This is a genomic window from Hyphomonas sp. ske169, from assembly GCF_056850855.1.
Genome location: NZ_CP096146.1, coordinates 2,595,165 through 2,616,269, shown reverse-complemented (window position 1 = coordinate 2,616,269; position 21,105 = coordinate 2,595,165). Strand labels below are relative to the sequence as shown.

The window sequence follows — 21,105 nt, the reverse complement described above, 5'->3', positions numbered from 1 at the left end:
TTACTTTAGCTCGCTGGTTCAACAAGTCCGGTTACAAGATCGATAGAGAGTAATTCTGGCAAAACTTCTGGCGTGGTCTGTCCCGGCGCATACCAAAGATACATCGGCACACCTGCGCGATTATGTTTTTGCAATTCGAGCGCGATGGTTTTGTCGCCATTGGTGAAATCTGCCACCAAGAACGCGACATCCGCAGCCGCGAACGCATCCGTGACAGGCTGGGTTTGCAAGGTTTGCAACTTATTGGCTTGGCACGTCACGCACCATTCTGCTGTGAAATCCACAAACACGGCGCGGCCTTCCGACGTCAGTTCCGCAACCCGTTCCGGCGACCAGGCTTCGGTCTCGTATTTCGCGGCATAGGCTTCGGTTGGAGCATCTGAGGCGAGGGCTGTGCGGGCCTGAGCCAACGGCCAAATCAAGCCCGCTACGATCGCCAATCCGGCGAGACCTTTGGCCAAGCGCGACGCGACCCCTTCTCCCAAGCGAGCAATCACAACGAAAGCCGCGATCATGCCAACGAGCCAAGCCAGACCAATCACCACTTCCATGGAACTCGTGGCTGAGATTAGACCAAAGACGGGTATGATGATCGCCAGTCCAAGCACAGAAAGCAGAATGGATTTCGCGCCCTGCCCGGCGGACTTGAGTGCCCATATGCCGAAGGCGATCAACGCAGCGCCCGCAACCACCATAGCGGCCATGCGATACCCGGCCAAAGCGCCCAAGACAGACAATAACCAAGCGGCCGTGAGGAACATTGGAAAGGCGAAGACTTGTTTGAGCGTTTCCATCCACGCACCCGGCTTTGGCATGAACTTTTGCAGTCCTGGCGAGAAGGAGAGGAGCAAGAAAGGCAGCGCCATCCCAAGCCCCATGGTCAGCAGCACCAGAACGACATTCACCGCGGGCTGCGTCATCACCGCGCCGAGCGCTGCGCCTAGGAACGGCCCGGTGCAAGGCGCTCCGACCACCGCCGCAAGCACGCCCGTAAAGAACGCGCCTGCGCTGCCTTGTTTCGCCGCGAGGTCTGAGCCAACGCTTTGCACCGAGGTGCCGAGTTCAAACAAGCCGAGCAACCAAAGACCGATCAAGAAGATGACTAAGATCAACGCGGTGACGAGGATCGGGTTTTGTAGCCAAAAACCCCAGATCGCGATCCCAGTAGCCGCGCGCACGCTGAGGATAGCCGCCGCCAAGACGCCGAAACTCACCAACACACCGGCCGTGTACCAAAGGCCATGCGCGCGGGCCTCGGCGGCTTGTCCATTCGCCGCAGATGAGACCAGTCCCATCGCTTTGATCGACAAGACCGGGAGCACGCACGGCATCAGATTGAGGATCAACCCGCCGATCAGCGCGAATGCCATTAAGAGCGGCAGGCTCGTCCCGCCCGAACCACTTAACGCGCCGGTTCCGGCTGAGCGCGTCCCAGGCAGAATCGCGCCCGATGTGGTGGAGACTTCGAAGGCCGCATCGCCCAGAATGACGACACCGGACAGGGCTTCTGGGAGGGCAGCATCGGCGCCGTCCGGAGTGAGCGATAAGCTAAACCCCGCATCGCCAAAGCTCGCGACCTGGTCTGCAGCATGGATGATTTCATGACCATACGGGAAGAAACGCGCCTCGCCCGTCTGACCAGCGACCTCTGCGGCCGCGAGTGACATGACCCAGCTATCGCCTTCTTGGCTGAGGTTCACGTCACCTGGAAATTCCGGCGGCACTTGCGCGAGCGCCGCTTGAATGAGCTCTGAGGCCCGCGTGTCGGGGATTTGTCCAGCGCCGACCGACAGCATCAAGCGAATGTCGACGCTCTCAGGAATGCAAATATCTTCGCAAATCAGATAATCAGCGACGCCTTCAAAGACGAGGGGCCCTTCCACGTCCTCAGGCAGAGTTACCGCGAAGGGCAGAACGACTTGATCGGAATAGCCATAATCCATGATCTGGCCAGGAACCACAGGCAGCAATTCTGGAAGCGGCCATTCAAATGCGCCAATCCTGTCTTCTGCGAGGCCGCCGCGTTCTCGCCAAGTGATTTCAGGCGGAATACCCGCATCGCCAGGATTGATCCAATAGACGTGCCATTTGGGATCTATCTCGAAGGATAGGCCGAACCACACCGTTTCGCCTGGCACGGCAAGGGCGCGTTCGGAGATCAGCTCGACCCGCGCATGACCGCCATCAACGGGCTGCGCGGCAACCAAGGTCCCACCAAACACAGCGGTGAGAAGGAAGAATACGAAACTGCGAAGAAACGTCATTGAGTCGGCCCGATGTCTAATTATCGCGGTTGATATACACATATAACATAGGTGGAAGCCCGCTCGCGAGGATGTGATTTCGCTTTTTAGCCCCGAAAACGAAAACAGGGCGGCTCTAAAGAACCGCCCTGTTGAAATTGGTATGCGAAACAGACGCTTAGAAAGCGCCCGGTGCAGTTGGCGCTGCAGGTGCCGCAGCTGCAGGCGCGGCAGCAGCCGCTTGGGTTTGCTGCGCGATGGCGCGCTGAATGACGCGCTGCCAGTTTAGAAGCGAAATCATGTGTGCATAGATTGCGCCCAGAGCGCCATTGGCCCGCAATTCTTTGAACTGCTCATCGCTCAAGGCGTTGAGTTTGTTCTCATCAACGGCCCAATAATCTGCGATCTTTTGCTGCTCACCTTGCGGGTTGCCTTGCTGATCGCGTGGTTGGAACGCAACAGACTTCTGCTCAAACAAGCCCATCTCACGGATGATTTTAGTGAACTCACTGGTCGAACGGCGCTGACGTTCGAATTCCTTACAAAACTCAATAGCGTTTTGCGTGAACGCGCTCGGCTCGCCATTTTCGAACAGCGGCACTTCTGGCTGATTGGTCACCATTGGTGCATCGCGATCGATACAGAGCAGAAGGCGATCTCCATTATCATCATTCGCGAACACGAAAGGATAGCGGCGCACGAAGGCCGGGACATAATAGTCGACCTCTGTGTTGCCGTCTTCGCGAACAAACACGTTCTGCCCTTGGTTTACGCCCATCACGGCCACAGGCGTATAGTCATCGCCGACAAAAATGATGGGATAGGCGGTTGAGGCCATACCAAATTCAGTAACGGTCACAGGCACAGCGTGCGCGGTGCGCAAAAAACCGAACGGTTGTTCGATGGTTTTAACCCCCAGCCCGGCATGCTGCTCAGGGTTTAGAGGTTGAGGGTTCTTGTAGAACAGTACATTTCCAGTCAAACCTGGATCTTGTGGGGTCGGTGAATTTTCCACGGGTCACTCCGCTAAATAGACTGGCGGGGTGTAACGGAAATGGCTAAGCCCGACAACAGGGAGTCGCGTAAGGAATGCAGCTGTTGCGAATGTTTCATACTTTCCTACGGCCAATCCAGAGGCAAAAGCGTACCGCGCGATCGTTCCGGCTCGGATTAATCGGCGCCCTTTTGGGCATCGCGCTGCCGCTTTCTGCCTGCAGCCAAGGCAATGGCGACTCGCTCTCCGAACGCCGCGCGATTGCACAATCCCAAGCCATCGCGTCTGACTTTTTGCAAACCGAACTCGCCCTATCACCAGAGACTGCGAGCCGTTTAGGCCTGGAACAGACGCTGGGTCCAGCCACAAGCTTTGCCTTGGACAATCATTCGCAAGCAGGGTTCGAAAGACGGCGCCTGGTCCGGATCGAGTTATTACAGCGGCTGCGCCAACGGCCTCGCCTTCCGGACGAGCACCCTTTGATTGATGATCTTGCCATCGCAGAACGCGCGCTCTTGGATCTGATCTCGCTCGAACAGCTCGGCTATGGGCGCTTCAATTATCAAACCATGCGCCCATATGCGATCGATCCCTATTCCGGCATTTGGATCGAGGGGCCCAATCTTTTGGCGTTTCGGCAATCGATCACCACAGTTGAACAAGCGACGGCTTTTGTGACGAGACTCCAGAGCCTGAGCGCCGCGCTGCAAGACACACGGCGGCGGGTGATCGCTGACCAGATGGCTGGCCTCCGCATCCCGCTTTCTTTGTCAGCGGAACTTCGAGACCGGCTCGACCAAATGGCCGACCTCGAAACGGGTTCGCTCGATGAGATTTCCGCTGTTTTCGATCTCCTGACCTTAGATGTACCGGATCTTGAGCTGGAAGATCGCGCAGCTTTTGTCGCGGTGGTGGACGAGGAAGTGGCGCAAAACCTGCGCCCCGCCTATCGCGCCCTAATTGAGACCCTCTCCGAAGCCGCCGGTTCGAGCTCTGACCGATTGGGCGTCTGGGCCCAACCGCTTGGCCAAGATCTGTTTGAAGGCATTTTGAAAGCCGCAACTGGCGAGCCGATTAGCATAGAACGCTTGCATGAACGACATCTCGAAGACGCGGCCACGTTGCGCGAACAAATCGACCGCGCGCTGCAGCCGCCGCCGATTGAAGAGGGCGCTGAACCAACCGCCGAACCTGTGGTGCCGGACACGTTCGCGGAAAGACTGACCTGGTTTGAAGCGTTTTACGCTGCCGATCCTTTGCCAGCGGCCACGATAGAAGAGGTCGCTGCCGATATCCTTCTTCCGCTGGAAGCGCTCGCGCCGCGCTCCGAGTGGGCGGAAATCGCTGAGGCACCAAGCTTTGATTTTCAGACCCTAGCATTGCATGCCTTCGATACGTTCTGGCAGTCCGAACCTTATGCCGCTTGGTGGACGGCTGCTCGAACGGACCAACAGCCTTTACGCGCCCTGCTTGAATATCCCGGCATTGTTGATGGGTGGCGCCTCTATATTTGGAACGCCGAGACAAATAATGGGCGCCCGCCAGTCACACCAGTCGATCGGGTTGCGAGACGGTCGATTGATCTCATCCAAGCCAGCCTCGCGGCCACCGATACAGGTCTTCATTTGGAGCGATGGACACACGTTGAGGCGGTTGCGTATGTGGCAGAAATGACCGCGCTTGATCCGGCCATTGCAGAACAATTGGTGCTTAGGATTGCGGCACGTCCGGGACATCAAACGGCAGTCCGGGTGGCGCTGCATCGCCTGGAAGCCTTGTCAGAACGCGCCAAAGCGGTTCTTGGGGCTGAATATTCAGAAGCCGAGTTTCAGCGCACATTGATCCTAGAAGGGCCCCGTCCGCTCGATATGATCGAGAAGGATATCGAGGCTTGGTATGGCGAGCGCTTGGCCAATTAGGCCGCGAGCGCGAGGTCTGCCTGCGCATGTTCTAGAACAGGGTTTAGTCCAGCCGCGAGATCTTCAAGCGCTGCCGCACGGTCTTGTGGATCAATCTCACGCATCACAAACACTGTGCGCGCGCCATAACGTTCCGCATCCGCCCAAGCCCAGATTGGCTGCACATCATGCAGGCGGCCCCGCAACGTCGTGAGCCGAACTACGCGCCAGCCAAACGGTCCTTGCGCTGCAAACAGCGCCACACCGGCTTCTCGTGCCCATGGCGCGTTCGGCGCCATTCTAACAAATGAATAGGCCTTCCCTGACCGCCCTCGAAACTTCACTTCACGCATCGCTTGTTCTCCTTGTGTTCACATCTTTATATTCCTCTTTTGTTCTCATGCAAGAAGTTTATCGTTAACAAGGTCTTAACGGCGCGCTCGGATAGGCGCCTAAGGCCTGTGCTCCCTAGGGGGGCCGCGACTTGCTCTGTGGATGGTTTTGTACTACAGGGCTTTTGCTCACCCGCAGCATAAGGGTGAGGCGTGAGGCTTTTTACGTAATCGAAGCGCGAAGTCTTGAAGGTAGGTATCCTCGCGCCCATATAATGCTCAAGTTGAGCATAACAGGAGGCTGAAATGGCAAGACTGATCGATGCAGGACCCGGATGTCCGACCCCTACTCCTTTGCGCGGCACTGTCGTCGCTGAAGAAACCGGGCTCGCCTATGACGAAGACGTCAAAGCGAAGACCGATCACCTCTACCCGCTTGTCAGCGATTTTATCACGCCAATGGAATGGCCCGCCGTGGCACCATTGGTCGCCGCGATCAATGATCTGAAAGCCGAGAAGAACGCCGTCATTCTCGCGCACAATTATATGACGCCGGACATTTTCCGCCTGGTTGGCGATTTTCGCGGTGACAGCCTGCAATTGGCGCGCGAAGCGGCGAATGTCGAAGCCGACATTATCGTCCAGGGCGGCGTTCATTTCATGGCCGAGACCTCCAAGATTCTCGCCCCGAGCAAAACTGTCCTGATTTCGAGCCTCGAGGCCGGGTGTTCGCTCGCGAGTTCCATCACTGGCGATGATGTTCGCCTGATCAAAGAGCGCTATCCTGACTATCCGGTCGTCACCTATGTGAACACGACCGCGGATGTGAAGGCTGAGTGCCATATTACCTGCACCAGCTCGAACGCCGCGCAAGTGGTTGAGGCGGTTGCGAAGGAATGGAACACAGACACAGTGATATTGGTGCCGGATCAGTATCTGGCGAAAAATGTCGCGGCCCAGACCGATATCCGCATCATGACATGGCCTGGCGCATGTGAAGTGCATGAGCTGTTCAGCGCAGACGATGTCGAAGCTTTGCGTGAAGCGCATCCAGGCGTTGTCATTCTGGCGCATCCGGAATGTCCACCGGACGTTCTAGAAAGCGCCGACTTTGCTGGATCGACTGCCGCGCTTGCCAACTATGTCAAAGACGAGCGGCCCGCAAAAGTCGTTCTGCTGACCGAGTGTTCAATGTCGGACAATGTTGCATCCGAGAATCCAGGCGTCGATTTTGTGCGTCCCTGCAATCTTTGCCCGCACATGAAGCGGATCACGCTCGAGAACATTCTCGAATGCCTGACCGAAATGAAGCATGAAGTGACGATCGAAGAGAGCGTTCGCGTCAAAGCGAAAGCGGCGATCGATGCGATGCTGGATCTGCCGAAAATGGCAAGCCCACTGGCCTTCGAAACCGGCTTGGCGCCGATGGAGATTGAAGTAATTTCACCATCGTAACGTCTTGTCGCCGCCACAAGCGCGGCTAAGGTGAAGCTGGAGTGAGACAGGAGAGAGTTATGGCGAAGTGGGTAACAACGCTGTTCGCAGGTCTAATGTCGCTTTGCCTATTGCCGGCGCATGCAGACACCAAAGACCCAACCGATGTGCTCGGATCTTGGAGTTTCCAAACCAAACCCTATCGCCAGGGCCAGTGCATTATGACGGGCACGATGCGGCTCAGCTCGCATCCTGGCGAAGGTCTCTATGAGTGCGAACTTACCGCGGTTGAGGTTTGCTCAATGTGGGGCCGGTCAGTGGTCTTGCAACAATGCGAAGCCCGCCGGTTTGGCAATCAAGTCTCGATCCGGTCTCAAATCAAAGAAATGCTTGAGCAAAAGGTTGAGGGGCTGATCTATGTCCCGGACAATTTCAGCCTAACCATCCAGGATCAATCTCGGATGTGGGGCGCTTTGGTCTCTGCTGCGACCGCGCCGGTTGAATTTCGCCGCTCTGAGGATGGCATTTCCTAATGCGAGCTTTGGCGACCGGTCTTCTTGCATGCCTAATTGCACTGCCAGCTTTCGCCGAGGCCGGGGTCGCTGATACCAATATTGCCGGACATTGGACGTTTGAAGCCAACATCGCCGAAGAGTGCGAGTTTGGCGGCCAAGCCTATTTAGAGAAAACTGGCGAGGATCGGTTTCAAGGCGAGGTGACCGCCCGTCAAAGCTGTATCGGTTTGGAAGAAGACTATCTCGTCCGCCAGGAATGTGCCGCTTCGCAGCTTGGCAATCAGCTTTCAGTTCGCTGCCGGATCGTTGAATTTGTGAGCGGCAATGAAAGCCAATTTTACTACCCAGACAATTTCACCCTGACCATTGAATCGTCAGCGCGCATGCATGGCGCCTTGGTGAGTTCTGGAATGGCGAAACCCGCTGAATGGGTGCGCGCCGAAAGGGGCATTTCTTGAACCGATCTAGCGGGCCTCGGCCCGAACGTTTTACCGCCACTGCTCCTGCAGGCGATGCGCGCATTTTGATTGTGGGAGCGGGCCTTGCTGGCCTCTTCCTCGCCTTACGCCTGGCGCCGCGCCCGTGCACGGTAATTTCGCCTGCGCCGCTTGGGCAAGCCGCTTCCTCTGCTTGGGCACAAGGCGGATTGGCGGCCGCGCTCCATCCGCAAGATAGTCCTGAGCAGCATGCCGCCGACACAGTCGCGGCCGGGGCTGGCTTGGTGGATCCGGCCATCGCAAAACTAATCGCTGAAGACGGGCCTAAACGCGTCCGCGACTTGATCGCGCTGGGCGTGCCGTTTGATCGCACGCCAGACGGACAATTGGCACTGAGTCTCGAAGCCGCTCACTCCCACCCGCGTGTGGCGCGTGTCGCAGGCGATCTTGCTGGAAAAGCGATCATGGGCGCCCTCACAGCAGCGGTGAAAGCCGCCGGTCATATCCAGCTGATCGAGCACGCTAAAGCAGTCGGCCTACTGCAAGATGATCATGGGCGGATTGCAGGCGCGGTCTTAAAAGATCGGCGTGGACGGATCTCGACTTTTACCAGTCCGCAGACCGTTTTGTGCACTGGCGGATCGGGAGGCCTGTTCCGAGTGACAACCAACCCGCCGCAAGCGCGCGGCGATGCGCTCGCCATGGCCTCTAGTGCAGGCGCGGTGATCGCCGACCCTGAATTTGTCCAATTCCACCCCACCGCGATGGATGTCGGGCTCGACCCCTCACCGCTGGCAACCGAAGCCTTGCGCGGAGAAGGCGCAATCTTGGTCAATGCTGAGGACCGGCCATTTATGGCGGACTATCACGAAGATGCCGAACTCGCCCCGCGCGATGAAGTGGCCCGCGCCATCCATTCTGAGATTTCTGCCGGTCGCAAAACTTTTCTCGATACCCGGGCCACGATCGGCGCCGACATCAAAGACCATTTCCCAACTGTGTTCGCCGCCTGCATGGCCGCTGGCATTGATCCGCGGGAGACTGTGATCCCTGTCGCGCCAGCGATGCACTATCATATGGGCGGCATCCTATCGGATACGTGGGGACGATCGAGCCTCAACGGGCTCAGCATCTGCGGAGAATGCGCGAGCACCGGGGCTCATGGCGCAAACCGGCTCGCGTCCAATTCTCTACTAGAAGCCGTGGTGATGGCAGCGCGGATCGCTGACCGGTTGCGCGAAGCCAATTTGGTGACACCCGGCAATAGCAGCGCAGAGCTGCCGGTGGAGCTGTCAGATGAAGCGCTCCAAGCCTTGCGTCATGACATGGCCGCAAATTGCGGTGTGGTGCGCGATCGAAACGGCCTGGCCGGGCTTCTGGAACGGCTCGAGCAGCTTGAGATAGAATTCCCTGGCGCCCGCGCCCTATGCGCCTCAAAACTCATCGCTCAGGCCGCGCTTGACCGGGCCGAGAGCCGGGGCGGGCACTTCCGCTCTGATCACCCAGGCCAAACGTCAAACCCTAAGCGCACATTTGCGGTGCGCGATGACGTCCTCAAACCCGTTTTGGAAACGACCACATGACCTTTATCGCTCCGCCGCCGCTCCCAGACATCGTTCTAGAGCCAATTGTCCGTCTCGCTCTGGCCGAAGATCTTGGTCGCGCCGGAGACCTGACGACTGATGCCACGATTGCGCCCGGAACCCAGTTAACGGCCCATATTCGCGCCAGGATGCCTGGGCGGCTCGCAGGCCTCGATGCTGCGGCTTATGCGCTGAAACTGGTCGATACAGACACCAAACTCGACTTGCATAAGAATGACGGCGATACGCTGGCGCCTGGCGATGTCGTTGCGGTGATGACCGGTAGCGCCCGCTCCATCCTGATCGCCGAACGCACCATGCTCAACTTTATGGGCCGCCTTTCGGGCATCGCCTCTCTGACCGCGCAATTTGCGGATCGCATCGCCCATACCAAGGCTAAAATCGTCTGCACCCGCAAGACCACGCCAGGTCACCGAGCGGTTGAGAAACGAGCTGTCCGGTGCGGCGGCGGCACTTCGCATCGCTATGGGCTCGATGATGCCATCTTGATCAAAGACAATCATATCGCCGCTTGCGGCTCGATCGAAGACGCGCTGAAGCGGGCGCACGCCTATGCCGGGCATTTGCGGATGATCGAGATTGAAGTCGACTCGCTCGATCAGCTCGCCGAAGCCCTGCCCCACAAGCCGCACGCGGTTCTCCTCGACAATATGGAACCCGCGCTATTGCGCGAAGCGGTGGCGATGATAGACGGCCAATGCCTGGCCGAAGCCAGTGGCGTGATCACGCTCGATAAGGTTGCTGCAAAAGCCGAAACCGGCGTTGATTACATCTCTTCCGGCGCGCTCACTCACTCTGCGTCAAACCTTGACCTGGGTCTCGATATCCTCTGACCTGTCGCAAGACAGCGATCAATCGGGAGGAAATAGATGGCCAATGCGAATGGACGAAAGTCGATCTTCATCACTGGCGCCGCCTCTGGCATTGGCGCAGAAACCGCCCGCCTGTTTCAGTCCCGCGGCTGGTTTTGCGGCCTGTATGACATTGACGAGACTGGACTGACCTCCGTTGCCGGTGAGATCGGGGCGGACAATTGCCATGTTGCGAAGCTCGATGTCACCAAGCGAGATGACTGGGCTGCGGCGATGTCTGGCTTTTCCGAAGCGACAGGCGGCAAGATGAACGTCCTCTTCAACAATGCCGGAATTGGTCGCCATGGGTGGTTCGAGGATATTCCGCCCGAAGAGTCCGATCTCGTCGTCGATGTGAACGTCAAGGGCGTGATCAATGGCATTTATGCCGCCCTCCCATTGCTCAAGGACACGGATGACGCGCGGATCGTAAACACCGCCTCAACAGCAGGAGTCGTCGGCTCTCCACGCCTGGCGGTCTATTCTGCGACCAAGTTTGCCGTCCGCGGGCTGACCGAAGCGCTAGACGTCGAACTCTCAGGCCTCGGCATTCGGTGCACCAGCCTGATGCCCTGGTTCATCGACACCCCAATTCTCGATATGGGCTTAACCGAAGGCGCGAACGTCAAAATGGCCGATGAGATCCGCGAAAACGGGCAAGAGGTCTATCCGGTATCACTCGCGGCAGAGACCGCCTGGGAAGCCGCGCATGGCAAAGACGTTCACTATATGGCCGGTAAACGCGCTAAACAGGCGAGGTTCGCGGCGCGCTTTATGCCTGGCCGCATGAAAAAACAGATTTTGAGTGGATTACCACCGCGCGATTAAAAGCTGGCTCAGCCGCCTGCGGCAGATTCAATCGTCGAAAGCACGCTTGTATTCAAGCTGGCAACCGTCGCTTCTTCGCTTGGCGCTGGCGTGATCGTTTCAGGTTTTGCCTCAACCGCCGTTTCAGCTGGCGCCACGGCCTGCAATCCGGCGCGGCGTTGCGCTAAGCGAGCGCTTTGACGCGCTGATGCGACAGACCACTCGCTGCCGCGCGGAAAGCGATAGAAAATGTGCAGACCGATTTGTCCGGTCTTGATCAGGCCAGAATTCCATACCGGGTTTACATAAGTCGCGTGGTAATGCGTGGCACCGCCCGTCTTACGCTCGTTCAGATCCATCATGACATGTGCCGCGATGGTCTGGGCTTTGTCCCATTTTGCGCCACGTGGCGCTTTGTTCATGGCGCCGTCGCAGGTGAATGTGAACTGGCATCCGGTTGTCCGGGTCGCGCCCTGGTACACCACATCACAAATTGAGTTTGGATAGCGGTGATCTTTAACGCGGTTTACGATCACTTCAGCCACGCCGAGCTGACCGGCTGTCGTCTCACTGCGCGCTTCGTAATAGACTGCGGTCGCGAGACATTCTTTCTGGCGCAGCATTTCTTCGGCATCGGTGCGTTTCGGCACTTCCAACGTGACCAGGCTGCTAATCGCGGCCTTATCGCGATCGAATGCTGTGTACTGGCTGAGCGCAGAACTTGGGTCACGTTCGAGAGAATATTCAACGAAACGCAGCCAATCATGGCTCATCAGAGCAGATTTGTCGGTCAGCGCGGCGCTGACTTCAACTTGGTCTTCGCGAATTTCAGCGAGCTGAACACTGCGATCGCGGAACTGTTCTTCGTTTTGCTGGCTCGCATTAAAGCCAGAAATCATCGGCATAGACGCAACTAGCGCAAGAAACCCAGCAGCGCCGAGGCCGCCCTGAAGCGCCTTCTTGCGCTCATGCGATGACGCATGCGCACGCAGCCAGCGGCTGATACGCGCGGACACGGTCGTGCCCGTCATCGGGTTTCTGGATAATTCAGTCATTATCGTCTTAAGCTTTCCCACCACACTTGCGAGCGTCATCGCCCTGCAAGTTTCAAACCTTTTCCTTATCGTCGCGGCTCTTTTTTGCCGCTTTGGATGTTGTTCAGAGGTGTGCATATTTCCTGCCAGCCTAGAAAATCAATTCTATAAACACCCGCTAATTGCACATTTTTGGTACTGAAAGGTGACTGAATTCATGATGAATGCGTCATCTTTGGCCATACACGCCGCTAAACGTCCGAATCTATTACAGATTCATTGATGCAGCGCAGCATGGTTAATTTTCACTCAGAATCGCGACTGTTGCGGAAACGCAACACTCCAGGCGATCACAATTTATTGCGAATCCGGAACAAATTCACTGTTTGGCGAATCTAACCTTGCTTTAAAACCGCGTGTGCAGCGGCCAATCGGGCGATTGGGACCCGGTACGGAGAGCAAGAAACATAGTCCAAACCAAGGCTGTGACAGAAGATAACCGAAGCGGGATCACCGCCATGTTCGCCGCAAATGCCAAGCTTAATATCGCTCCGTGTCGCCCTGCCCCGTTCCGCTGCGGTCCGGACCAATTCGCCGACCCCTTCTTGGTCAATCGTCACAAATGGATCTTTTTCATAAATCCCTTGTTCTTCATAAGCGGTCAGGAAGCGGCCAGCATCATCACGCGAAATGCCCAAAGTGGTCTGCGTGAGATCATTGGTCCCGAAGGAGAAGAACTCAGCCGTTTCAGCGATTTGCCCCGCTCGCAGCGCGGCGCGCGGTAGCTCGATCATCGTGCCCACGAGATAATCGAGCGTGGTTCCGGTCTCAGCAAACACCGCTTGGGCTTCGGCATCGACAACCGCTTTCAGGATATCGAGCTCTTTGCGCGTCCCCACCAGCGGGATCATCACTTCTGGCACCGGCTTGGAACCGCTTTCATTAGCAATCGCGACGGCGGCTTCAAATATCGCTCGCGCTTGCATGGCGTAGATTTCAGGGAAGGTAATGCCGAGCCGGCAGCCGCGATGGCCGAGCATTGGATTGCTCTCATGCAGCGCATCCGCTTGCGCTTTCAGAGCTTTCACATCCATCCCAGAGGCCTGGGCGACTTCTTCCATCTCCGCATCGGTGTGCGGCATGAACTCATGCAAAGGCGGATCTAGCAGGCGGATCGTGCACGGCAGCCCGCCCATAATCCGAAAGATCTCTTCGAAATCGGAGCGCTGCATGGGTAACAATTTCTGAAGCGCCGCCTCGCGACCGGGCTTCGTCCCCGCCAAGATCATGCTGCGCACAACTGGAATCCGGTCAGCGTCAAAGAACATATGTTCGGTCCGGCACAGGCCGATGCCTTCAGCGCCAAACTCTTTCGCCACTTTGACGTCAGCCGGAGTTTCCGCATTGGTGCGTACATTGAGTTTGCGGACCTTATCGGCCCAGCCCATGAGCAAGCCGAAATCGCCAGACAGGTCCGGCTGCTGCATCTCAACTTCGCCGAACAGAACCTCGCCCTCGGCGCCATCGACAGTGATGATGTCGCCCTTTTTCACTTCCCTGTCACCGACGCGGAACACGCCAGCTTCGGTATCAATTTGCAGATTGCCCGCGCCACACACACACGGCCGGCCCATGCCGCGCGCAACCACAGCCGCGTGCGAAGTCATGCCGCCGCGCGCCGTTACAATCGCACGAGCAGCGTGCATGCCGTGAATATCTTCCGGACTGGTTTCAACCCGAACCAGAATAACTGCGCGCCCAGCCTCTGCGAGGTGCGCCGCTTCGTTTGAATCGAACACAACTTGTCCGACAGCCGCGCCTGGACTCGCTGGCAAGCCTTTGACCACGACATCCCGCACCGCATTGGGTGAAATGGTTGGGTGCAGCAACTGATCAAGCTGAGCGGGCTCAAGACGAAGGATCGCTTCTTCTTCGCTGATCAGGCCTTCTTTCGCCATATCGACCGCGATTTGCAGGGCGGCAGCGGCCGTGCGCTTTCCGTTTCGAGTTTGCAGCATGTAGAGGACATTGTCTTCGACCGTGAATTCGATGTCCTGCATATCCCGATAATGCGCTTCCAGCGTATCGGCGACATCGGTCAGCTGTTTGTAGACCGCAGGCATCACCTCCTCGAGCGGGGCCTCATCTGATTTAAGTTCATCCGCGCGCGCTCGGCTAATTGGTGCTGGTGTGCGGATGCCCGCTACCACATCTTCGCCCTGCGCATTGGTCAGGAACTCGCCATAGAATGTGTTGGCACCCGTGGATGGATCGCGGGTAAACGCCACGCCAGTCGCAGACGTTTCGCCCATATTTCCAAACACCATGGACTGGACGTTCACCGCGGTGCCCCATTCGGCCGGGATATCATTCAGCTTTCGATACAGGATCGCGCGATCATTCATCCATGACCCGAACACTGCGCCAATCGCGCCCCAAAGCTGTTCGCGGGCATCGTCTGGAAACGGCTTGCCGAGCTTTTCCTGAACCGCGTCTTTATACTGGCCGACAATCGTCTTCCAATCGCCCGCTTCCATTTCGGTGTCGAGCTCAAAGCCTTGGCTGTCTTTATAATCGTCGAGCAGATATTCGAACGTGTCATGCCGCAGGCCAAGCACGACATTTGAGTACATCTGAATGAACCGGCGATAGCTGTCATAAGCAAAGCGCTCACCGGCCTTCGCCGCGAGGCCTTGGACGGTGGTTTCAGAGAGGCCGAGGTTCAGGACAGTATCCATCATCCCAGGCATCGACGCCCGCGCGCCGGAGCGGACAGAAACCAATAGCGGGTTGGCCGCATCGCCAAACGTCTTGCCGGTCTTCGCCTCTAGCGCTTTTAGCGCCGCATCAACTTGCTCGTCGAGCCCATCCGGATAGGCCTCGTTCAAATCGTAATACGCCGTGCAAACGTCTGTGGTCAGGGTAAAACCAGGAGGAACTGGCAAACCAAGGCTCGCCATTTCGGCTAGGTTCGCCCCTTTTCCGCCCAGCAAATTTTTCATTGCTGCGCTCCCGTCAGAGCTCCCACCGCCGAAAGAGTAGACCCATTTGGTCTCTACACCCGCGCCATCACCCATACTGTCCTCCGTCTGACCTTTGAGGGGCGGCTCTGCCTCTCGCATGAGTCTTGAATGCAAGCCAAGCGCCACGATTAGCGCTCAGAATCAAGTCGCTATTTCCACTGACTACGCTGTCACCGAAATTTCTTGCGCAAAATCAGCAGAAATGTCCCGATAAAGGAAAATTATTGTTGCTGCACCGCAACATGATGACACAGTAAAAACACCCCAGTCAGCTTAGGTTCAGGCAAGGCATCGCAAACTCGTGAAGCATTGTGAGACGCACAGGCAATGACTGTGATGGAATCAGTGCACATATTGAGAGCACACAAGACGAGGCTAGGGCTGATGACCAAAATCAAACTGCGCGACATAATCTCGCTCAACACATTCACCGCACTCAGCGCCATCGCACTCTGCGTGGTCCTCGCCACAGATCCATCGCTTTTGGGCTAAGGGACTTATTGGTTTAGGCGCATGAACAGATCGTCCCATTTGGGATTGGTCTCTTCGATCAGTCTGATTTTCCACGCGCGTTTCCAGGCTTTGATTTGATATTCGCGGGTTTTGGCGCTCTCTCGCGTATCGTGGGGTTCACACCAAACAAGCCGAGTCACTCTATATTTGCGGGTAAAGGCGCTCCCACGCCCTTCTCGATGCTGATGGACCCGGCGCACCAGATCATCAGCATGGCCACAATAGAGCGTGCCATTCTTCTGACTGGCCAGAAGATAGACCCAAAATTGCTTCTCCATAACCCAACCCCGCCGATACCTGCGGAGGCAGGTATCCAGGGACAAATCATCCCCACGAGCACTCAGAGGTTGAAACGGTCCCTAGACCCCAGCCTACGCTGGCGTCGCCGGAACCCGGGGATTACCCCTCAATCTTAGAAAAGTCAGCGACAGTGCCGATGGCTTCGCGCATCATATTTAACAGGTTTAACCGGTTCTCGCGGACCTTTGAATCCTCCGCATTGACCATGACGCTATCTGGCCCATCAAAGAACGCATCCACTGGCGCGCGGAGATTTGCCAGGGCCGACATGGCCGCGCCGAAATCTTCTTTCGCCAAAGCCGCCTGCGCCGCAGCCGCACTCTCAGAGACCGCCTTAAATAGTGCTTTCTCTGCTTTTGCATCGAGCAGGCTCTCATTCACCGCGCCAGTAAACTTGGTTTTGTCTTTCTTCTCTTCAGCGCGAAGAATGTTCGCCGCGCGCTTAGAACCCGCCAGCAAATTGGTCCCGTCTTCACTCTCGAGGAAACGCGCGAGCGCTTCGACGCGCTTCACGATCAGAACCAAATCATCCTCGCCGAGCGCAAAGACCGCATCGATCAAATCGTGGCGCTGACCTTGGTCACGAAGGTATTGTTTGAGACGGTCGGCGAAGAAGGCGAGGAGATGAGCTTCATCAAACGATCCCCGGTGCATTCCGGCCGCAGGTCCTCCTTTGATCTGAAGAGACGTTTGGTTTTGGCGCTGGAATTCGGCCATTCCAAATACTTCTTTCAGTTTTGTCCGAACCTCATCCTCCAACAAAATCCGCACCACACCTAGCGCCGCGCGACGCAGTGCGAACGGATCTTTAGACCCGGTCGGCTTCTCATCAATCGCCCAAAACCCAACCAATGTGTCGAGTTTATCGGCGAGCGCGACGGCGATCCCAACCGGCTCGCTTGGCACCGCGTCCGAGGGGCCTTGCGGTTTATAATGATCACGAATGGCGTCGGCGACGCGCGCATCTTCTTTCGCTTCGATCGCATAATACCGGCCCATGACGCCCTGGAGCTCAGGAAACTCATAGACCATTTCAGAAACCAGGTCGGCCTTGGCGAGCTTCGCGGCACGTTCGGCCAAATCCGGATCAGCGCCGACTTTTGGCGCCAGCTCGCGCGACAAAGCCGCAACGCGTTCGACTTTGTCAGCAATCGTGCCGAGTTCTTTCTTAAAGTCGATTTTCACCAGTTTCGGCGTCATCGCTTCCAGCCCGGTTTTCTTGTCATTCTCCCAGAAGAAGCGGCCATCTTCGAGACGAGCTGACAAGACTTTCCGGTTCCCGGCCGCAATCGCCTTGCCGCCATCGGCCGCAGTAATGTTTGCGACCACAACAAAGTTCGGCGCCAGATCACCGGTTTTCGGGTCGCGCACCGCGAAATATTTTTGGTGCGTCCGCATCGAGAGCTGAATGGTTTCTGGCGGCAGCTCTAAGAAAGCCGGATCCATCTCGCCGAGAATGACATTTGGCCATTCCGCAAGACCCACGACCTCTTCGAGCAGGCCTTTGTCTTCAACCAGTTCGAGGCCATGCTTTTCGCAAATCGCTTTGGCGTCCGCCTCAATTTTTGCACGGCGGTCATCACGCGTCAGCAAGACATGTCCTGCGCCGCTCAACTGCTGCACATAATCAGCAAGCCCGGTGACCGTATAAGGCCCGCGGCCATGAACGCGGTGGCCTTCGGTCTCATTGCCGCTGGCAATGCCGTCGACTTCAAACGGCACCACTGCGCCATCAAACAGACAGACAATCCGCTGCAGCGGGCGCACCCAACGCATCTCGCCGCGGCCTGTCCGCATGGATTTCGGCCAATGGAAATTGCGCATCAGATCCGGCACCAGCTCAGCGACAATGTCCGGTGTGGCGCGACCCGGAACGGTCCGCATGGCGACATAGAAGTCGCCTTTCTTGGGATCTGAGCGAACCTCAGCCTGATCAATCGAAGTCAGGCCGGCGCCGCGTAGAAAGCCTTCAACCGCTTTTTCCGGTGCGCCAACTTTAGGGCCTTTGCGTTCTTCGCTGACATCTTCAGATCCGGCAGGCACATCGGCGCACGACACAGCCAACCGCCGCGGGCCTGACATAGCGGTGACCTCTCCGAAACTCAGCCCCGCCGCGTTCAAGCCTTTGGTCAGAGCTTCAGCGAGGTCGCGTTCGGCTTTCGCCTGCATCCGCGCGGGGATCTCTTCACAGAAGATTTCGAGAAAAAGTTCAGCCATATCAGCCCAGAATGTTTGGTTCTAAATTTGATGTCTAACGATTGGTCCGAAGGCGCGTTTAGCGGCCTGATCGCGGGCGCACAAGCGGTGTTTCTCTGCGCAACTCAGGAGGACCGCGCTCAGCGCAATGCCTAGATCGTCTCCATTTCGGTCACGGTGCGCGCGGTCGCGTCCCCATCGCCTGTGTTCACGACAGAAGACGGCTCGATCAACATGATCTCGCATTCCTCATCCGCGCCGGGGCGATGCTCGGTCCCGCGCGGCACGATGATGAACTCACCCGCGCTTACGGTTTCGACCCGGTCGCGAAACGCCATCCGCATCTCGCCTTTGATGACGACGAACATCTCGTCTTCCTCGGCATGCGAATGCCAATCGAAATCGCCTTGGATCTTGACTAAGCGAACATCCATATCATTGACCCGGCCCGCCAGACGCGGCTGCCAATGATCCGAGAATTTCTCAAACTTATCAGCCAGGTTCACTTTGCTCATGGCAAGGGCTCCTCATGGAATTGCGCGCGAATATTTGGCATCTCTGCATCGGTCATGTCGAACATCACCCGGCGGGTATACCCGCCGCGATACCGCTCGCCATCCTTGAAGCGCCAGTCCGCAATATCGGCGGTCAGAAACGGCACATCCTTGCCGCCAGACGTCTCACCGATAAATCCCGCAAACTCCGCCCGAATATTAGAGAGCTCTTCATAGTCACGGCCATAAGCGCTGGAGGGCATAATCACCGTCACGCGGAAGTCGGAATAGTCGCCAATGCCGCTCCGCCACGCCTCAAAGAATACCGGCAGGTTTTGTCGCGCTTCAGAGACCGCGTTCTGCATATCTCGATCTTGATATAGCGCGGGTGAGCCAGGCGTGGGACTACACGCCGCCACAGCCAGAATGACAAAAGCGAACAGCGCCCGGGTCATGCTTCAGCGCGCTCCGCCTCTTGGGTCGCCCATTGCTCTGCTGCGCCGCGCGCCAGATCGCGCACACGGCCAATAAAGGCTTGGCGCTCGGTCGGCGATATCGCCCCGCGCGCATCAATCAAGTTGAAAACATGGCTGGCTTTCAGCGCAAAATCATACGCTGGGAGCGGTTTCCCTGCAGCGCGCAAGGCGTTGGATTGGCTTTCGCAGTCACCGAACCAGCGCTGTAACATATCGACATCGGAATGCTCGAAATTAAAGGCCGATTGCTGACGCTCATTCTCGATAAAGACATCGCCATAAGATAGCGGCGTGGGACTGTCTGGCGCGTTGAACGGCAAATCATAGACATTATCGACGCCAAACACATACATAGCGAGACGCTCAAGCCCATAGGTCAGCTCGCCCGAGACCGGGAACACGTCCAAGCCGCCAACTTGTTGGAAATAGGTATATTGGCTGACTTCCATCCCGTCGCACCAAACTTCCCAGCCAAGCCCCCACGCGCCAACCGTGGGGTTCTCCCAATCATCCTCAACAAAGCGGATATCGTGCACGGTCGGATCAATGCCGATCTCGTATAGCGAGTTCAGATAAAGATCCTGCAGGTTTTTCGGGTTGGGCTTCAGGATCACTTGATATTGGTAATAATGGCCGAGCCGCATCGGGTTCTCGCCATAACGGGCATCGGCAGGACGACGAGACGGCTGAACATAAGCCGCGCGCCAGTCTTTCGGTCCAAGCGCCCGCAGCACGGTGGCAGGGTGCAAAGTCCCCGCGCCGACTTCCATGTCATAAGGCTGCAGGATCGCACAGCCTTGCTCGGCCCAATAATTCTGCAGGCGCAAGATCAGGTCTTGAAACGATTTTGGTTTGGCTTTGGCAACAGGTGCAGTCATGGCTCATTCAGTCTTCAGAAATTCAGAGCTTTCGCCTACTCCCGTCTGGCCGCGGGGGCAAGCTTGGAGCCCGGCTATTTCCAGTCAATGCCCGTGCCGTCGCGCTGCAGCCCAAGCGCCCAGTCAGTGCGCCCGCCGCCTTTGTCTGTGTAGAGGTATTTTGACTCCAATAGGCGCATGGGCCCAGGCCGCAGGGCTTTGCGCGCCCGCACCAGGACCCGTTTTGCCTCTGCACCAGGATAAGAATGGACCGGCAGAACGGTGATTTCCCCGCTTTGGCGCTCAAGCACGGATAAGATCCGGGCGAGATCTGCCGCGCGATGGACCATCACAAATGTCCCCTTGGGCCGCAGCGCAAACAGCATTGCGTTGATCCAGTCTTTCAGCGGCACGCTTTCCAGATAGGCCGCCTCTTTCCCTGTACCGGGCGCGGGAATGGTGCCGGTCTCGAAAAAGGGCGGATTAGCGAAGACCAGATCAAAGCCATTCTGCCAGACCGCCGGAAGCGACGCGGCAGAGCCTTCAACGATCTCGACCACGCCTAAATAGCCATTCGCCTCCACACCTTTGCGGGCAAGCGCGGCCATGTCGGCATCGCGCTCTAAACCTGTGAAATGCAGGTCAGCCAGTCGATACGCCGCTGGCAGGAGCGCTCCGCCAGCCCCGCACCCAATTTCTAAAGCGCGCCCACGCGATACGCCATCAAGGGCCGCCGCGAGCAGCAAACTATCGGTGCCGGCCCGAAAGCCTTTTACGGGCTGATAGACTTTTACCCGGCCCTCATAGAAATCATCGCACGTGATCTCGCTCACGCATCCTTCTCCACGTCGCGCAAAATGAAGCGGGCCCGGTCGGCAAGATCAGAGCGCACCGTGATCCGGATCGGCACCATTGGCCCGCGCCCATCGATCATGGCTGTATGTTCATCCAACACAAAGGGCTCAATCCCTTCTTCAAACAGGATGTGCTTGATATAAGACAGCTTCACTAAATCATTGGTGCGAAAGACTTCTTCCAAAACTCGGTCTCCAAAATGCCGCATGCGGTGGCATACCGCAGCTGCGCATGATCACATT

The 21,105-nt window shown here is 57.2% G+C and carries 19 protein-coding genes; 7 read left to right on the top strand and 12 right to left on the bottom strand.

Annotated features, from left to right (window positions below):
- Positions 1-5 precede the first annotated feature (5 nt).
- Both MY069_RS12655 and MY069_RS12650 read right to left on the bottom strand, forming a co-directional pair.
- Complete coding sequence (locus MY069_RS12655; protein ID WP_482794148.1) at positions 6-2,264, bottom strand: cytochrome c biogenesis protein CcdA; 2,259 nt, start codon at positions 2,262-2,264, stop codon at positions 6-8.
- 157 nt (positions 2,265-2,421) lie between these two features.
- On the bottom strand, positions 2,422-3,258 hold the full coding sequence (locus tag MY069_RS12650) for a SapC family protein (protein WP_482794147.1): 837 nt from the start codon (positions 3,256-3,258) through the stop codon (positions 2,422-2,424).
- An 89-nt stretch (positions 3,259-3,347) separates the two neighbouring features.
- Between MY069_RS12650 and MY069_RS12645 the strand changes: the two genes are divergently transcribed.
- Positions 3,348-5,156 (top strand): DUF885 family protein, encoded by a 1,809-nt coding sequence (locus MY069_RS12645; RefSeq protein ID WP_482794146.1) that lies wholly within the window; start codon positions 3,348-3,350, stop codon positions 5,154-5,156.
- Here MY069_RS12645 and MY069_RS12640 read toward each other — a convergent pair.
- Positions 5,153-5,488 (bottom strand): hypothetical protein, encoded by a 336-nt coding sequence (locus tag MY069_RS12640; protein ID WP_482794145.1) that lies wholly within the window; start codon positions 5,486-5,488, stop codon positions 5,153-5,155. The two genes, MY069_RS12645 and MY069_RS12640, sit on opposite strands and share 4 nt — an antisense overlap.
- A gap of 285 nt (positions 5,489-5,773) precedes the next feature.
- Here MY069_RS12640 and nadA point away from each other — a divergent pair, with 285 nt between their 5' ends.
- From nadA to MY069_RS12610, 6 genes are all read left to right on the top strand, one after another.
- Complete coding sequence (gene nadA, locus MY069_RS12635) at positions 5,774-6,922, top strand: quinolinate synthase NadA (RefSeq protein ID WP_482794144.1); 1,149 nt, start codon at positions 5,774-5,776, stop codon at positions 6,920-6,922.
- A 59-nt stretch (positions 6,923-6,981) separates the two neighbouring features.
- Positions 6,982-7,434, top strand: coding sequence for a hypothetical protein (locus MY069_RS12630; protein ID WP_482794143.1), 453 nt, complete (start codon positions 6,982-6,984; stop codon positions 7,432-7,434).
- Positions 7,434-7,874 carry a hypothetical protein gene (locus tag MY069_RS12625; RefSeq protein WP_482794142.1) on the top strand — a complete coding sequence of 147 codons (441 nt, stop codon included), beginning with the start codon at positions 7,434-7,436 and terminating at the stop codon, positions 7,872-7,874. Before MY069_RS12630 ends, MY069_RS12625 begins: the two co-directional genes overlap by 1 nt.
- Positions 7,875-7,936: 62 nt before the next feature.
- Positions 7,937-9,436, top strand: coding sequence for an L-aspartate oxidase (locus tag MY069_RS12620; protein ID WP_482796707.1), 1,500 nt, complete (start codon positions 7,937-7,939; stop codon positions 9,434-9,436).
- Positions 9,433-10,290: a carboxylating nicotinate-nucleotide diphosphorylase gene (gene nadC / locus MY069_RS12615; RefSeq protein WP_482794141.1), complete on the top strand. Its 858-nt coding sequence runs from the start codon at positions 9,433-9,435 to the stop codon at positions 10,288-10,290. The genes MY069_RS12620 and nadC overlap by 4 nt, the downstream gene beginning before the upstream one ends.
- A 36-nt stretch (positions 10,291-10,326) precedes the next feature.
- Positions 10,327-11,136 (top strand): SDR family oxidoreductase, encoded by an 810-nt coding sequence (locus tag MY069_RS12610; protein WP_482794140.1) that lies wholly within the window; start codon positions 10,327-10,329, stop codon positions 11,134-11,136.
- A gap of 8 nt (positions 11,137-11,144) precedes the next feature.
- Here the strand turns inward: MY069_RS12610 and MY069_RS12605 are convergent, their stop codons facing one another.
- From MY069_RS12605 to MY069_RS12565, 9 genes are all read right to left on the bottom strand, one after another.
- Complete coding sequence (locus tag MY069_RS12605) at positions 11,145-12,170, bottom strand: cell wall hydrolase (RefSeq protein ID WP_482794139.1); 1,026 nt, start codon at positions 12,168-12,170, stop codon at positions 11,145-11,147.
- A 374-nt stretch (positions 12,171-12,544) separates the two neighbouring features.
- Complete coding sequence (gene ppdK / locus MY069_RS12600) at positions 12,545-15,151, bottom strand: pyruvate, phosphate dikinase (RefSeq protein WP_482794138.1); 2,607 nt, start codon at positions 15,149-15,151, stop codon at positions 12,545-12,547.
- A gap of 518 nt (positions 15,152-15,669) precedes the next feature.
- Positions 15,670-15,963 (bottom strand): GIY-YIG nuclease family protein, encoded by a 294-nt coding sequence (locus MY069_RS12595; protein WP_482794137.1) that lies wholly within the window; start codon positions 15,961-15,963, stop codon positions 15,670-15,672.
- 121 nt (positions 15,964-16,084) lie between these two features.
- A complete protein-coding gene (gene glyS / locus MY069_RS12590; protein ID WP_482794136.1) occupies positions 16,085-18,202 on the bottom strand; it encodes a glycine--tRNA ligase subunit beta in 2,118 nt (705 codons plus the stop codon).
- A gap of 131 nt (positions 18,203-18,333) precedes the next feature.
- Positions 18,334-18,696: a cupin domain-containing protein gene (locus tag MY069_RS12585; RefSeq protein ID WP_482794135.1), complete on the bottom strand. Its 363-nt coding sequence runs from the start codon at positions 18,694-18,696 to the stop codon at positions 18,334-18,336.
- The gene (locus tag MY069_RS12580) at positions 18,693-19,130 is read right to left on the bottom strand and encodes a hypothetical protein (protein ID WP_482794134.1); all 438 of its coding nucleotides are present in this window, start codon (positions 19,128-19,130) and stop codon (positions 18,693-18,695) included. The genes MY069_RS12585 and MY069_RS12580 overlap by 4 nt, the downstream gene beginning before the upstream one ends.
- Complete coding sequence (locus MY069_RS12575; protein ID WP_482794133.1) at positions 19,127-20,029, bottom strand: glycine--tRNA ligase subunit alpha; 903 nt, start codon at positions 20,027-20,029, stop codon at positions 19,127-19,129. The genes MY069_RS12580 and MY069_RS12575 overlap by 4 nt, the downstream gene beginning before the upstream one ends.
- A gap of 74 nt (positions 20,030-20,103) precedes the next feature.
- The gene (locus MY069_RS12570; RefSeq protein WP_482794132.1) at positions 20,104-20,841 is read right to left on the bottom strand and encodes a tRNA1(Val) (adenine(37)-N6)-methyltransferase; all 738 of its coding nucleotides are present in this window, start codon (positions 20,839-20,841) and stop codon (positions 20,104-20,106) included.
- Complete coding sequence (locus MY069_RS12565; RefSeq protein WP_482794131.1) at positions 20,838-21,047, bottom strand: putative signal transducing protein; 210 nt, start codon at positions 21,045-21,047, stop codon at positions 20,838-20,840. Before MY069_RS12565 ends, MY069_RS12570 begins: the two co-directional genes overlap by 4 nt.
- Positions 21,048-21,105 lie beyond the last annotated feature (58 nt).

Bases quoted from the DNA above. Each gene is read 5' to 3' on its own strand.
- ppdK (WP_482794138.1), bottom strand. From the start codon at position 15,151: ATGAAAAATTTGCTGGGCGGAAAAGGGGCGAACCTAGCCGAAATGGCG.
- MY069_RS12645 (WP_482794146.1), top strand. From the start codon at position 3,348: ATGTTTCATACTTTCCTACGGCCAATCCAGAGGCAAAAGCGTACCGCG.
- MY069_RS12625 (WP_482794142.1), top strand. From the start codon at position 7,434: ATGCGAGCTTTGGCGACCGGTCTTCTTGCATGCCTAATTGCACTGCCA.
- nadC (WP_482794141.1), top strand. From the start codon at position 9,433: ATGACCTTTATCGCTCCGCCGCCGCTCCCAGACATCGTTCTAGAGCCA.
- MY069_RS12575 (WP_482794133.1), bottom strand. From the start codon at position 20,029: ATGACTGCACCTGTTGCCAAAGCCAAACCAAAATCGTTTCAAGACCTG.
- MY069_RS12640 (WP_482794145.1), bottom strand. From the start codon at position 5,488: ATGCGTGAAGTGAAGTTTCGAGGGCGGTCAGGGAAGGCCTATTCATTT.
- MY069_RS12630 (WP_482794143.1), top strand. From the start codon at position 6,982: ATGGCGAAGTGGGTAACAACGCTGTTCGCAGGTCTAATGTCGCTTTGC.
- MY069_RS12610 (WP_482794140.1), top strand. From the start codon at position 10,327: ATGGCCAATGCGAATGGACGAAAGTCGATCTTCATCACTGGCGCCGCC.
- MY069_RS12595 (WP_482794137.1), bottom strand. From the start codon at position 15,963: ATGGAGAAGCAATTTTGGGTCTATCTTCTGGCCAGTCAGAAGAATGGC.
- MY069_RS12605 (WP_482794139.1), bottom strand. From the start codon at position 12,170: ATGACTGAATTATCCAGAAACCCGATGACGGGCACGACCGTGTCCGCG.
- MY069_RS12585 (WP_482794135.1), bottom strand. From the start codon at position 18,696: ATGAGCAAAGTGAACCTGGCTGATAAGTTTGAGAAATTCTCGGATCAT.
- MY069_RS12655 (WP_482794148.1), bottom strand. From the start codon at position 2,264: ATGACGTTTCTTCGCAGTTTCGTATTCTTCCTTCTCACCGCTGTGTTT.
- glyS (WP_482794136.1), bottom strand. From the start codon at position 18,202: ATGGCTGAACTTTTTCTCGAAATCTTCTGTGAAGAGATCCCCGCGCGG.
- nadA (WP_482794144.1), top strand. From the start codon at position 5,774: ATGGCAAGACTGATCGATGCAGGACCCGGATGTCCGACCCCTACTCCT.
- MY069_RS12580 (WP_482794134.1), bottom strand. From the start codon at position 19,130: ATGACCCGGGCGCTGTTCGCTTTTGTCATTCTGGCTGTGGCGGCGTGT.